Origin of the sequence: Jonesia denitrificans DSM 20603, assembly GCF_000024065.1 — a bacterium.
GTDB classification, from domain to species: Bacteria; Actinomycetota; Actinomycetes; order Actinomycetales; family Cellulomonadaceae; genus Jonesia; species Jonesia denitrificans.
In genome coordinates this window covers 2032067-2045945 of the sequence record NC_013174.1, presented here as the reverse complement: position 1 = coordinate 2045945, position 13879 = coordinate 2032067, and the positions used below count along the sequence as shown (strand labels likewise).

Below are 13879 nucleotides of genomic sequence, written 5' to 3'. Positions count from 1 at the left end.
TGACCGCACCGCGTCAGGGTCAGAATCCCACGATGCGAAACCTGGCGAACCGTTCGGCTAGGCTGGTGAGACGTGGCAATAATTTCTGTGATTGGTGGCGGACAACTCGCCCGGATGATGGTTCCTCCTGCATCGGAATTGGGGGTCAGCCTCAAGGTTCTTGTTGAATCAGCGCAATCGAGCGCGGCACAGGTTGTTGTGGATGCCCCAGTGGGGGCAGCCACTGATCGCGACGCAGTCCGTACCCTAGTCGCTGGGGCTGATGTGTTGACGTTTGAACATGAACACGTCCCGCACGATCTGTTGCGTGAACTGATCGATAGCGGCGTGTCCGTCCACCCAGGGCCTCATGCTCTTGCTTTTGCACAGGACAAAATCCTCATGCGTGACCGGCTCTCGAGTTCCGGGTTTCCCTGCCCAGCGTGGGTTCGTATCCCTTGTGATGATTCCGCACACTCGGTGATTTCTTCCTTCCTGGCCGCTCATGGCCCCGAGGTGATCGCCAAGACCGCACGTGGTGGGTATGACGGTAAAGGCGTCCGCGTCATTGATACCTCAACCGACCTCGATGACTGGCTCGTAGCAGCTCAGGAAGGAGGTCCTGAACTCCTTCTCGAAGAGAAGGTTCTCTTCACCCGTGAATTATCGGCGCTTGTGGCCCGCAACCCGTCTGGACAGGTCGCTGCCTGGCCCATCGTGGAGTCCATTCAACGCGACGGGGTGTGCTCCGAGGTCATCGCGCCGGCACCAGGGCTCACCGACACGCAACATGCTGAGATTCAACAACTCGCAATCCGTGTGGCAGAAGAACTTGATGTCACCGGTGTGCTCGCCGTGGAACTGTTTGACGTCGTTGACCCGTCCACTGGCCAACCCCGTATCGTCATCAATGAACTGGCGATGCGCCCGCACAACTCCGGACATTGGACGATCACAGGGGCTGTGACAAGCCAGTTTGAACAGCACCTGCGTGCTGTGGCGGATCTCCCGCTGGGCGACACATCGCCAATAGCTCCGTGGACTGTCATGGCTAACGTCTTGGGGTCCCAGCTACCCACACTCACTGATGCGCTTCCAGAAGTGCTCCGTGCCTTTCCTCAGGCGAAGGTCAATATCTACGGAAAAGAAGTTCGTCCGGGGCGCAAACTCGGTCATGTCACAATGAGTGGACACGACCTCGACGATGTTCTTGCCCATGCCCGTGAAGCCGCCGCACTCCTTCGCGGCGAGGACATAAGCCCACCACACACAAAGGACAACTCATGAACGTCACTCCTGTTGTTGGGATCGTCATGGGGTCAGATTCGGACTGGCCCACAATGGAGGCAGCAGCTTCCGCTCTCGACGAGTTTGAGATCCCTTACGAAGTGGACGTCGTCTCGGCTCACCGGATGCCCACCGAAATGGTTGATTATGGGACCACCGCACATGAGCGTGGACTTCAGGTCATCATCGCCGGGGCTGGCGGGGCAGCCCACCTGCCAGGAATGTTAGCCTCAGTCACGCCTGTGCCGGTTATTGGGGTTCCCGTACCTTTGAAGTACCTGGACGGGATGGACTCGCTGCTTTCGATCGTGCAAATGCCAGCGGGAGTTCCCGTTGCCACAGTATCCATCGCCGGGGCACGTAACGCAGGATTGTTGGCTGCGCGCATTGTCGGCAGCGGTCATGGTCCAGAAGCTGGCCGTGTTCGCGAGGCAATGCTCAAGTTCCAACAAAGTTTGCGCGATCAGGCTTACGCCAAAGGTGCTGCACTGCGCGAACGCCGCGCGCAAGCGTAGTGCGCTAATCTAAGCCGTTGTATTCGCCAGGTGCAAGTGAACCGGTGGCAATGTCAGCGAAGAACCGGACAGTGCCTTCGTCGTCGAGCTTGACCGCTGACCCTACGCCGCCTGGACGGTAATCCAGGGACTCAATGGGTGGCGTACCGGTGATCCCTGAATCGGAGTTGGCGTTCCGGAAAGCTAAGGCGAGTTTCCCAAGGTCTGTGACCCCTGACTGCTCGTCAACCACCACCGCCCCGGTTCCGGCATTAATGAGCTTCGTTTGAGTTGCCGGGTTGATGAGCTTGGCTGGGTCTTGGAGTGAGGTGGCAACAGCAGACACCACTTGGCGTTGGCGCTCAGCACGCCCAATATCTCCGAGGGGGTCGGCTTTACGCATCCGTGCAAACGCCAGGGCTTGGTCCCCGTCAGCCATGTGGCAACCCGCGGTCCAATCGAGACGGGACTCTTTGTCCTGCACGTCCCGGTCATAACACAACTCAACACCGCCCACGGCGTCAACAATGCCCTGTACACCGCTAAAACCCACCTCAACGTAATGGTCCACAGTGAGTCCGGTGAGCTCCTCCACTGTGTCGACAAGGAGAGGTGCCCCGCCCCATGAGTACGCAGCATTGATTTTTGAGGAATCATGCCCAGGGATTGCCACATAGATGTCACGCGGCAATGAAATGAGCGCCGTTGGACCGTCCTCAGGGGCGTGGAGCAGCATAATAGTGTCCGTGCGGGCACCGGGGGCGTCACCCCCTATGTCGGTCCCCTCACGGGAGTCTGAGCCGGCAATCAGGTAGGTATCCCCAGGAGTGTTGGGTGCACCAGACAGGGCCTCGACCCGGTTAAGCTTCCCATTTGCCCACATGACCAAACCAACAGGCCAGGCAACAAGGGCAACAAGAACCAGGACCGCAATGATGCGTGCGACAGGACGGCGCCGAGTTGTTCGCGCAGAACCAGCGGAGTGTCCTTGACGTTCACTCAGCGATGAAGGGTTAGACGGCCTTGAGTGCGGTGATGTGGGGCGTTGGCTGACGCGTGGTCCAGTTGGCGGCGCAGGGGTTGTGCGCGGCATCGAACTGCCCGCATGGGGACGTGATGAGTGTGACTGTGGAGCATACGTACGTGGAACAGCGCTAGCAGCTGCAGGTGTTGACGCGCCCAGGTGGTCATCTATTGGTGCATGATGCTCGCGTGGGACGACAGGAACAGCGCGTGCATCGGGAGGTGTTGTGCGGTTGGGTCCCGAAATCCGTTGCACGGGGCGGCGCGATGGTGGTGGTGCAACGTCATGTTCTGAGCCTGCCGGCATGGGCGTGACAGGGTTGTCTTGACTACCCACTTCGATTGCGGTTGTGCGCCGCGGTCGGTCAGGGCGCGAACCAGAAGGTGTGAAACTCGGGGGCAGCGACGACTCTTGATTGCGGCGACGGTGGGGGTTGTCTGAGTTCACATGATCACCGATCAGTTCTCTGTGGTTCCTGTGGAGTCAGTATCCGAACCTGCGGGGACACAGTCGGAACTGTCATCTGTGGCGGCATCACCTTCGGCGGTGTCCGCTTGGGCAGGGTCACACTCTACCGGTTCAACAAGAGGCTCATCTCGGGCAAGTTTTTCCCACATAGGGGTTGCTTCCGTTGTCCACACCACACGGTTGCGGTCAGCTGGATCGTCTGCAACAGGAACAGCAATAAAGTGAATGTTCTCGGTCTTGAGAGACGACATGGACGTGGCGAGACCAATCATGTTGTCTGACAACTGTGGGTTCATCGTCAAGGAGGACATGCCTGCCGTAGCGAACTGGGTGAGTTTGTTCAGGTCGGTGAGGATATTTTGTTTGAAAACTGTCTCAGCAGTCGCGTCAAGGACTGCTTGTTGTCGTTCAATACGTTTGAGGTCAGAACCCATTTCAAGGCCCCAACCTGTCCCTTTTCGTGCCCGAACAAGTGATAATGCTTGGTGTCCTGTGAGGGTTTGGGGTCCAGCTTCCAACACCAGGTTGTCTGCTTTCGGGGCGTCCACTGCTTCAGGGATGTCAATCTCGATACCACCAAGGGCGTCCACCATACCGGTGTACCCCTCAAAATCGACAACAACGTAGTGATCAATCCGCAAACCAGTGTTTTGTTGAACAGTGTTAATCGAACACGCAGCAGCGGATGCAATGTCAAGCCCGTTGTCCCACCCCCGGGCGAAAGCAGAGTTGAATATTGCTCGGTTGATCGCCGGAAGTACGGTGCCATTACTTGTTTTGCACTCGGGAATGTAGACCATCGAATCGCGGGGGATGGAAATGACTTCAATCCGGTCTCGGTTCTCCGAGATGTGCACAACCATTGTCGTGTCTGAACGCATGCCTGCAACAGAGCCATCGACACGTTTGTCAGACCCCATGACCAGAATGTTGAGGGAGTTCCCCGCTTCTGAATCTTCCGGGGGAGTTGCTGGTGGTGCGACAAGTTCTTCGACGCTTTCGGTTTTCACGAGCCCTTTGACACGTTGCATCCCTGCGTATGTTGCAGAGGCGCCAAAGGCCACAGCCCCGACAAGGAGGAGGCTGAGTGTGCGCAGGACGACTCGCGGGTGCCGTTGGGGGGCATGCGCGAGTGGGGGTCGTGCGGGTGGTTTCGACGTCGTCACGGTAGTCAATCCTAGAATGAACGGCAGGACAATGCCCGCATGTCCGGGAATTATGCGGTGGAGGAGTTGTAAAGGGGTAGTTTTTTGCCCGGCTACAATACGTTGACGTCAAGGAGTGACATGCGTGTACTGGTCACCGGTGGTGCTGGTTTCATTGGAACAAATTTTGTGCTCTGGCTTCTTCATACCGTACCGGACGTCCGGGTAACGGTGCTTGACGCTATGACTTCGGCAGTTATGACGAATAATTTCATCTATGCGCGGCGCGGATCTCGTGAAGATTCAGTGTGGGACCATTTTGAGTTTGTTCGTGGTGACGTGCGAGATCGAGATGTTCTCTTTCCCCTGGTCAAAGATAGTGACGTCGTTGTGCATTTAGCGGCAGAATCCCATAATGACTGGTCGCTCGAGAATCCTGACCTGTTTGTTGACACAAATGTGATGGGAACATTGGCTGTGTTGGAAGCCGTTCGGCACTACGGTGTGCGTCTCCATCACGTGTCAACAGATGAAGTCTTTGGGGATTTACCACTTGATTCTGGCGTGTTTACTGCGACAAGCCCATACCGGCCGTCGAGCCCCTATTCTGCCTCGAAGGCCGGGGCTGACCATTTGGTGCGGGCCTGGACTCGCTCCTTTGACCTCCCGGTGACGCTCTCCATCGCCTCCAACAACTATGGCCCCTACCAACACATCGAAAAGTTCATACCTCGCCAGGTGACAGAACTGCTTGAGGGTCGCCCCATGCGCCTCTATGGGTCTGGTGTCCATGTTCGTGATTGGATCCATGTCAGTGATCATTGCCGTGCGTTATGGGCCATTGTGACGGGTGGGGAGCTGGGGAAAACTTATCTCATTGGCGGTGCTTGTGAGGTGTCGAATAGCGATATTGCGGCGCTTGTGCTGGACCAGGGAACCTGGAGTCTCCCGGCGTCCGAAGCGGTCGTGCATGTGGCGGATCGCCCCGGGCACGATGTACGGTACGCACTGGATTCGCGGGAGACAACCGCGGAATTAGGATGGGCCCCGAATATTCCTCTTGCTCAGGGAATACGGGACACAATTACCTGGTACACCAATAACCGTGCCTGGTGGCAGGAGGCTAAAGCGGCCACAGAACAGCGCTATCGTGCTCGTGGCCAATGATCTGAACCTCGCTCGCCCGCTCACCCGCGATCGTGACGCATCGGGAGTGCAGTCTGTGTCATGACCGCTTAAGCGGTCACGTTTTCACTGGCCAGGATACGTTCTTTGCGTTCTGGGTCAGTGTGGAGTTCTGCGGTGGTCACCGGGTCTGTGAGAACGATTGACCCGCCGTTGAGCCACGTGTGAAGCGCGGACCGTAGAACATCGAGGGTTGTGGTGTCTGGAGACACAGCAAGGTAACGGCGTGCAGGCGGGGTGTGCGGTGCGCTGAGTGTGCCGTTCACCCAGTCATGCAGGCCCTCGTGAGTAATAGTGGTCGATGACGTGTACAGGGCGGGTGAGTTGGGCGTGATCGGAGGAACGTATCCAAGAGCGTCAGAGTTTCCCATCACGGCAGGTCCGGCGTCGATGACATGGGGTGGCAGCGGTGCGCCAAAGGTGCGGGCAAGTGGCGCCAAGGACACAGCATAGATCTCTGACTGGGGTGATACTGCGGAGATCTCATCAGGACGGTTGGTCGCGATGACACGGGCAAGGTGAGGGGGTTGGTGTGCCGGGGGTGTGAAGTCGAGGGCGCCACCTGCAAGAAGAGTGGCGCATTGCCACACCAGGGTGCGCCAGTGAGGAGGAAGATCAATCCTGACTGTCTCGCCGGGATCAATAGCGATCTCCTCAACAAGGAGATTTGTTGTTTTATTGATCCAATTGGTCAAGACATCACCAGATAATTCGATCCTCCCGTCGTGGCCATACCAGGTGAGTTGAGGGTGGCGTCCTGTGCGCTGATTGGCGGTGAGCAGGGCGTTGACGACGGGTATCGAATTCATGAAGTTCATTTTATCTGTTAACAATCTTCACCCGCCTGCCGATGGTGTCGATGACACAGGTCACCGGCCTGCAGTTTTAGAAAGAAAGTGTGAAAGAAACGGGAACATGGGGCCGCGATGTGCAGGCATCGTTACATGTTTGTGATTTCACCCGCATGGTTAGTCCGGTTTTCCCTAGTTTCGGTTTGACTGGGGTGGATTACATGCGTGTAATTCTGCGTAAGGTTGTTGTGCACGGCGCATCGGCGAGAAACACGGAGGGCAGTGGTATGTGGAACTTGCTTGACCACGGGGGACAGTTTCCAAGTGATGCGAGTCGTCCAGTAGATCAGACATCAGGTGGACTGAGTGTTCTGTTTGCTGAGGGTGATGATGAAGGCGCTCTTGGTTGGCAGGAACGCGCATTGTGCGCGCAAACAGACCCAGAGGCGTTTTTTCCTGAAAAGGGAGGATCGACTCGTGAGGCAAAACGAGTATGCACCTCGTGTGACGTCCGCGCTGAGTGCTTGGAATATGCGTTGGCCCATGATGAACGTTTCGGTATTTGGGGTGGTCTTTCCGAACGTGAACGGCGCAAGTTGAAGCGGCGCGCCAGTTAAGCATGCGTTGACGCGTGCGTTGACTGACGCGGCATGATTGCCCGCCACGCCCATCTGGAGTCGTGGAGTTCACAGTTTTGTGGGGCAAGATTGTCACCGTATGAATACCGTGAGCCCAGCCGATCCCGGCGATACGCATCTGGTTGATGACGCGACCCCACCTCGCGGCATCCCGACTTTTCCTGACCGTGCTGACAGTTCCTCGTCGGGTGCCTCGCAAGGCGAGGTAGATGGACGCGATGAGGCGTCTCCTGCTCCCGGTGATGGGCCAGTTCCGCTGCCGCAACCGGTCGCGTCACAGGTCACTGCTGTCATTGTGACCAATGGTCACACCCCATATCTGCGTCCTTTGTTGGTGTCGTTGGTGGGGCATGATCTGTTGCCAGGGCGAATTGTTCTTGCTGATGTGTCTGTGGAGGGCACCGCACAGTTGCCGTCCGGGCTGAGCTGGCCGGTTCGACCGGAGATTGTCCGGGTTCCGGGGGCGAAAAATTTTGGTTCCGCGGTTTCTCGTGCGCTGGCGCAGGTTGATCCGCCTGTCCGCGAGCAGTGGTTGTGGTTGTTCCATGACGATTGTGTTGTTCATTCGGGTGCGTTGTCTGCGTTGTTGCGGGTTGTGGAGTATTCCGCGAGTGTGCAGGTCATTGGGGCGAAGCATGTTCGGTATGGTGCGCCAAGTGATCTACTCGATGTGGGTTATTCGGTTGCGCCTGGTGGACGTCGGTTCACCGGGGTTGAGCCGGGGGAGTATGACCAGGGCCAGCATGATGGCCGCGACGATGTCTATGCGGTGGGGCTAACTGGTGCGCTGGTGTACCGGGACTTGTGGGCTGAATTGGGCGGTACTGACCCGGGGTTTGGGCGGTATGGTGATTCGTTGGAGTTTTGTCGCCGTGCCCGGTTGCATGGTGCGCGTGTTGTGGTGGCTCCTCAAGCGGTTGTGGAGCATGCGCAGGCGTCGTTGTTGGGGTTGCGTGGTTCTTCTCAACTGCTTCCCACCCCGCGTCCCACTGTCCTTGATGATGATGTGGATGAGCCGTCTTTTGCGGCCCGGTTGAGTGGGCAACGACTTTTTGCCGCATCGAACCGGCCTTTTATTGCGTTTCCTTTTGTCGTCCTGTTTCTTCTAATTTTGGCTCCATTTCGGGCATTGGCCCGTATCGCTCGCAAGCAGCCACGTCGTGCGTGGACGGAGTTGTTGTCTCCGTTGGGGCTTGCGGCTCGTGTGGGGCAGGTCTTTGCGTCGCGCCGCCGTATTGTGAAGGCCCGCCGGGTTCCGTTGTCGGTGTTAGCGCCGATGCAAGTGTCCTTGGCTGATCTGGTTCAGTTTTACCGCGATCGGCGGCTTGCTCGTTCGGCGCTACGGCGACAGTTATTTGGGCTGAGCGAGTTGGACCGCCGTGAAGTGCGTGCGTTGGCTGCGAAACGGCGTTCGGTGTTTGTGGTGTTGCTGAGCATGCTTGCTGTCGTGACTGCGGTAGCGATGCGCGACTTGTTGCCAGCAGTGGTGGATCGTGGCCGTCTGATGGGCGGGGCGTTAGTGAGCGCTGACGGCGGTTGGAGTGACTTGTGGCGTGTGTGGTCCAGCGGTTGGGTGCGGGATGGGCTGGGGGCGTCAGCTCCTGCTGACCCGCTTGTGCAAACTCTGGCTCCAGTTGTTGCGTTGACGGCGGGGAACATGCAGTGGGCGGTTAACATCACTGTTGTTGCTGTGTTGTTGGCTAGTGGTGTGGGGGCGTGGTTTGCTGCTGGTGCGGTGTCGCGCTCGGTAGTGATCCGGTTGTGGGCGTCGTTGTTCTGGGTGGCTTCTCCGGCGTTGTTGGTTGCGGTGGGGCAGGGCAGGTTGGGTGCATTGATTGCGCATTCGGCGCTTCCGTGGCTTGTTGTTGCCCTGGTTCGTGCGTGTGGTGTTCAGGCTCGTGATGTGTTGCAGGGGCCGGTGCTTCGGTATGAGCGACGCCAGGATGAGCAGTTGCGTGCCCAGTTGGCGGAGCGAGACACGGTTGCGGCTCGACCGGTGGCGGAGCAGAGTGTGTCTTCGCCTCGTCAGTCGTTGGCTGCGCTGGGTGGTGCGGCGTTGGTGTTTGCTGTGTTGACTGCGGCTGCGCCGGTGTTGTTGTTGCCGGGTGTGGTGCTTGTGGGGACCGCGGCTGTGTTCACGCGCACGCGTGCGTTGTGGTGTGTGCCGTTGCCGGCATTGGCGGTGTTGGGGCCGTTGTTGTTGCGGGCAGTGGTGAATTGGGACGTTGGTGGGTGGCGGATTATGTTTGCTGACCCGGGGGCTCCTTTTCCTTACGATGTGCCGGACCGATGGCAGTTGTTGTTGGGGTTGCCGGTCGCTGTGGACGTGCCGATGCTGTCTGATGGGTGGAGCAGTGCTGTGGTGGGTGCGTTGCCGTTTGTGGCGGGTGCCCTTGTCCTTACTGCTGCGTTGTTGGCATTGATGCGTCGAGGGACGGCGGTGCGGGCCGTGCGTTTTTCGTGGTGGGTTGTTGTTCTTGGGCTCGCGACCGCTGTGGCTTCGTCGAGTGTGGTGGTTTCGGCGTCGGGTGGCCAGTTTGTGACTGGGTGGGCTGGCGCTGGGGTGTCTGTTGTCTGGCTTGGTTTGCTGGGTGCGTGTGTGAGTGCGGCTGATGGTTTGGTGGCACGCACTCATGATTATTCGTTTGGGTGGCGTCAGGTGGCGTTGGGCGTTGCTGGTTTGTTGGTGCTTGTGGTGCCGGTTGGCTCGTTGGCGTTGTGGTCTGATGATCGGGTGTTTGCGGGTGAGGATTCTCCGTTGCAGCGTCACGAGGGTGCTGTGATTCCTGCGGTGGCGCAGCAGATGCAAAGTTCGGGGCGTGCAGCGCGGGTGCTGCTGTTGGATTCTGTGGATGATGATCGGGTGCGGTATCAGTTGGTGCATCATGATGGTCCGCATCTTTTTGAGACATCGACGGTTGTGAATGTCGCCCAGTTGGGTGGTCGCCCTGATGATATTGCCGAGATTGTCGCGCATGTGGCGCGTGGTCTTGAGGCGGAGGATGGTCCGTCGTTGGTGTTTTTGCTGGCACAGCAGGGGATTGGGTCTGTTTTTGTGCCAGGTGATGACCCGGTGTTGGCTGCTCAGCTGACGTCACGTATTGATCGGGTGGCAGGTATTGAGCGGGTGAGTTCGCAGGAGTTGGGAACGTTGTGGCGGGTGAACCCGTTGGCGGTAGATCCGGCGCAGGCGACTGCTGCACCGGTGGGGGTCCCGTCGTTGGCTGGCGGGATGACTGCTGGTGATCAGGAGCCGGAGCGGGTGACGGTCATTGCGGGGGAGCCTGCATGGGCGGTGGTGTATGAGGTGGGTTCTGATCGGTCTGGCGATGCGGTGTTGGGCCGGCCTCAGGCTGTGTCTGCTGGTCCGTTGACGGTATCGTCCACGCTTCCGTCTGGTCAGGGGGAGCGGTTGTTGGTGCTCGCGGAGAATGCCGCGCCGGGGTGGCATGCGAGTGTGCAGGGGCGTTCGTTGGTTCCTACTGAGGTGCAGGGAATGCAGGCGTTTGAAATTCCTGCGTCAGCGTATGAGGGGCAGAGTTTGGCGGTGTCGTATGAGCGTTCGTCGCAGTTGCCGTGGCTCATCCTTCAGTGTGCTGTTCTTGTGGTGTTTACGTTCTTGGCTATTCCTGTGCGGCGTAAAGGAGGGGGTGCGTAGTGGGTGTGCGTAGTCAGGACGATATTGATCGCCGCCGGGCGCGCCGGGGAACGGTGTCGAGTGTGCTTGCTGCGCTTGTTGTGGTGGGTGCGAGTGCGGCGTTGGTGGTGGCGCCGTTGGATGGGGTGTCGGCACGGCGTCCTGATGTTGCCCGAGGGTTGACTCAGGTGGATATTGGTTCGCCGTCGTCGATGGTGGTGTGTCCTGAGCCGGTGCGGTTGACTCAGCAGCAGTCGGTGATGGTTGATGACACGTTGGCGGAGCAGCAAGTGTCCTCCTCGCGGCAGGTTCGGTTGGGTGTTTTGGGTCGTGGGGGTGGGGTGGCTGTGAGTGGTTTGGTCCCTCGTGGTGGGGTGGACGATGATTCAGGTTCGGCGCAAGTCGCGGGTGCGCCGTCGTTGACTGCGCACGACGTTGACGCTCCGGCTGTGCGTGATTTCCCTGGGATTGCTGATGCGCTGGTGGCTGTGACGTCGGGCCGGGGGGTTGCGCAGAGTGCTGAGGGGCAGTGGACTGCTGCGTCGGTGTTGACCTCGGTCGATGGTGGGGATCGACGTGGGACAGTGGGGGCGCCGTGTCAGGTGGCGTCGAGTGAGCAGTGGCTTGTGGGTGGCTCAACTCAGTTGGGTGCGAGTTCTGCGTTGCGGGTGATGAATCCGTCGGTGACTGCTGCGACGGTTACTGTCACCATGTGGGGGCCTTCTGGCCGGGTGGGGTTGCCGGGGGCGGAGTCGTTGTTGGTGCCGCCTGGGGAGCAGGTTGAGGTGTTGCTTGAGGGTGTTGCTGCGCAGCAGCGTCGTGTGGCGGTTCATGTGGCGGCTGCGGGCGCGTTGGTGACTGCGGTGATTGAGCATTCAGAGTTGGATGGGATCACATCGCTTGGTGGTGATCTTGTTGTTCCGGGTGCGTCGCCGCAGCAGGTCCAGGTGGTCCCTGGGGTGGTGGTTCGTGATCGTGTTGACGATGCGGAACGTGCATCGGTGGTGCGTGTTGTTGCTCCCGATTTTTCGCCGGTGGCTTCTCTTGCGCAGGCTTCTGAAGAAGATGCGGCTCAGGTGGCTGGTGACGTTGTGGGGCAGGTGCGGGTGACTCTTCTTGGTCCTGATGGGCATGTGGTGTTGTTGGGTGCGACTGCCCATGATCTTGTTGCTGGTCAGGTGATTGATGTGCCGTTGACGGGTGTCCCTGCTGGGGAGTATTCGGTTGTTGTGGATGCGGATGTGCCTGTCCTTGCGGGGGCACGGGTTAATGATCAAGCTCCTGATGATGTCGGTAGTCGTTTCGGCACGCCGTCTGATTTTGCGTGGGTTCCTGCTGCGGTGGGTACAGTGTCGGCGGAGAGTTCGGTGGGTGTTCCGTTTGTGTCGGCGACGTCAGCGGTTGTTCTTCCTCTGGGGGTGGATGCGACGTTGGTGGCTACTCGTCTTCCAGGGGGGAGTACGCAGGCGGAGGTGGTGTCAGAGCTTGATGCGGTTCCGAATGTGTATGCGAGTGACGAGTCGGGTGAGGGTGACAAGCAGGGGGATTCGTGGACTGAGGAGGAACAGACTGCGCGTGAGGCGTGGGTGGTTGCTTCTGAGGCGGTCGCTGATGTGCTTGTGTTTGATGAGCAGGGCGGGCAGTTGACGCAGCGGACGTTGACGTTGTCTGTTGGGCAAACGAATTCTCTTAATATGGGTGAGTTTTCTGGTGCGAGCGCGGTGGTGGTTGTGCCTCGTGATGGCCACGATGGTGTGGTGTCGTGGTCGGTGGTGACTGCGGATCCTGAGATTCCTGGGTCGTTGAGTGTGTTTGCGCCGCATGTGAGTGCGGCGGACGCGCCGTTTGTGACGGTGGAGCGTTCGGTGCGGGCGGGGCTACCGACCGAGTAACGGCAGTGTCAGTTTATTGGCCTTCGTAGTTGGGGTCGATGTCGCAGGGGTTGCGTCCAAGGACGTAGGCGACTTGTTCGACGATGACGTCACGGATGAGTTGTTCGACGTCGTCGGCGTCTTGGGCGCGTGCTTCGATGGGGCGGCGGTAGACGACGATTCGGGTGGCTTGTCCGCGGCCGCCGGTGAAGAATCTGCCCATGGGGACACCGTGGGCTTCCCACGGTGACGGGTCTGATGGTGGGACGTCTTCGACGGCGAATTCCATTCCTTGCAGGTGCCGTTCCCAGTGTGTACGAAGGACGTCAACGTAGTGGACAACGCATTCATCGAAGCGTTCTCGTCGGGTGCGGTAGGCGGGGTGAACGGGTGGGTACATGAGTCCACGTAGTCCGCGCCCGTGTCTGTCTCTGCGTCGTCCTTTGGGGTGGGGTGCCGGGTGGGCGAGGCTGGGAATGGGTGGCGGGGTTGTAGCGCGTGGGGTGGGGGTGTCTTGGTGGCGGGGTTCCATGGTTGTGCTCTTCCGTTCTGCGTTGTTCCCCACATTAGTGGACGAACTGCGGCTGGGAATAACCTGTGCGGCGTGTAGTGGTTCGTGTGTGGGTGAAACAGGGGTACATTTCAGGTGTGCCTGTCTCTCGCCAATGCTCTCGAACAGCGTGCTCACGGGATGCCGTGGCCACGCTCACGTACGTGTACTCCGATTCGACTGTTGTTGTGGGCCCGCTTGCTGTTGCTGCGGAGCCGCACAGTTATGACTTGTGTGAGGAGCATGCCTCTCGGTTGACCGCTCCGCGTGGGTGGGAGGTTGTGCGTGTGGTGGCGCCGTCGGGGCGCGAGGTGGATAAGGGTGCTGTGCAGTCGCGGCAGGCCCACCCTGCTGGTGGTTCTCGGTCGCGTGATGGTGCGCGGGCGGTTGCGGTGGATGCGGTGGAGGAGCGTCGGCGGGAGATTTCTCGGCCGTTGCATGCGCCTCGTGATGATTGGGCTGTGCTAGCGGATGTGGTGAGTTCCGCGTCGGAGGGTGGTGTGTCTGCTGCGACTCCTGCCTCGCCGCAGACGTCTGCTTCGTTGCGGGCGCGGGGGGTGCCTGCTGGTTCGGGTTCTGTTGATGCGCCTGGCCGTGGTGTTGCTCCTGTTCCGTATCCGGGTGGGCGTCGGCCAGCGTGGGCTGGGGAGCCTTCAGTGTCGCCTCGGCTTCCGGTGGGGGCGTCGGAACCGGTTCCTGCGCCGCCTCGGCATGCGGCTGATCCAGAGCCGGTGCAGGAGGGGGAGATTCGCCGACGTGGGCATTTGCGGGTGTTGCGTGGTGATGCGGGGGCGCCAACTCCGCCTGTGT

The 13879-nt window shown here is 59.4% G+C and carries 10 protein-coding genes and 1 pseudogene; 7 read left to right on the top strand and 4 right to left on the bottom strand.

Translation table 11 applies throughout. The features are described from left to right. The first annotated feature begins 72 nt into the window (after nt 1–72). Both JDEN_RS09410 and purE read left to right on the top strand, forming a co-directional pair. The gene (locus tag JDEN_RS09410; protein WP_015772138.1) at nt 73–1266 is read left to right on the top strand and encodes a 5-(carboxyamino)imidazole ribonucleotide synthase; all 1194 of its coding nucleotides are present in this window, start codon (nt 73–75) and stop codon (nt 1264–1266) included. Further along, a complete protein-coding gene (gene purE / locus JDEN_RS09405) occupies nt 1263–1781 on the top strand; it encodes a 5-(carboxyamino)imidazole ribonucleotide mutase (RefSeq protein WP_015772137.1) in 519 nt (172 codons plus the stop codon). The genes JDEN_RS09410 and purE overlap by 4 nt, the downstream gene beginning before the upstream one ends. 4 nt (nt 1782–1785) lie before the next feature. Here purE and JDEN_RS09400 read toward each other — a convergent pair whose 3' ends face one another. Continuing rightward, nucleotides 1786–2853 carry an LCP family protein gene (locus JDEN_RS09400; protein WP_105597331.1) on the bottom strand — a complete coding sequence of 356 codons (1068 nt, stop codon included), beginning with the start codon at nt 2851–2853 and terminating at the stop codon, nt 1786–1788. A 389-nt stretch (nt 2854–3242) separates the two neighbouring features. Next, nucleotides 3243–4418 carry an LCP family protein gene (locus JDEN_RS09395; protein WP_015772135.1) on the bottom strand — a complete coding sequence of 392 codons (1176 nt, stop codon included), beginning with the start codon at nt 4416–4418 and terminating at the stop codon, nt 3243–3245. A gap of 120 nt (nt 4419–4538) precedes the next feature. On the opposite strand from JDEN_RS09395, the gene rfbB reads away from it, so the two are divergent. Further along, complete coding sequence (gene rfbB, locus JDEN_RS09390; RefSeq protein WP_015772134.1) at nt 4539–5564, top strand: dTDP-glucose 4,6-dehydratase; 1026 nt, start codon at nt 4539–4541, stop codon at nt 5562–5564. A 68-nt stretch (nt 5565–5632) separates the two neighbouring features. On the opposite strand, the gene JDEN_RS13100 is transcribed toward rfbB, so the two are convergent. Next, entirely contained in the window at nt 5633–6391 is a 759-nt protein-coding gene (locus tag JDEN_RS13100; protein ID WP_049754468.1) for a TIGR03089 family protein, read from the bottom strand. 269 nt (nt 6392–6660) lie between these two features. Between JDEN_RS13100 and JDEN_RS09380 the strand changes: the two genes are divergently transcribed. The 3 genes from JDEN_RS09380 (at nt 6661) to JDEN_RS09370 (ending at nt 12540) form a co-directional block, all read left to right on the top strand. Next, the gene (locus JDEN_RS09380; RefSeq protein ID WP_015772132.1) at nt 6661–6990 is read left to right on the top strand and encodes a WhiB family transcriptional regulator; all 330 of its coding nucleotides are present in this window, start codon (nt 6661–6663) and stop codon (nt 6988–6990) included. A 100-nt stretch (nt 6991–7090) separates the two neighbouring features. Beyond that, nucleotides 7091–10669 (top strand): glycosyltransferase, encoded by a 3579-nt coding sequence (locus tag JDEN_RS09375; RefSeq protein ID WP_015772131.1) that lies wholly within the window; start codon nt 7091–7093, stop codon nt 10667–10669. Further along, complete coding sequence (locus JDEN_RS09370; RefSeq protein WP_015772130.1) at nt 10669–12540, top strand: DUF5719 family protein; 1872 nt, start codon at nt 10669–10671, stop codon at nt 12538–12540. Before JDEN_RS09375 ends, JDEN_RS09370 begins: the two co-directional genes overlap by 1 nt. A 13-nt stretch (nt 12541–12553) precedes the next feature. Here JDEN_RS09370 and JDEN_RS09365 read toward each other — a convergent pair whose 3' ends face one another. Then, nucleotides 12554–13051, bottom strand: a complete 498-nt coding sequence (locus tag JDEN_RS09365) for a metallopeptidase family protein (RefSeq protein WP_105597262.1) — start codon at nt 13049–13051, stop codon at nt 12554–12556. A gap of 116 nt (nt 13052–13167) precedes the next feature. Here JDEN_RS09365 and JDEN_RS14255 point away from each other — a divergent pair. Continuing rightward, nucleotides 13168–13362: pseudogene (locus tag JDEN_RS14255) on the top strand (DUF3499 domain-containing protein); the annotation flags it as partial. Nucleotides 13363–13879: the final 517 nt, after the last annotated feature.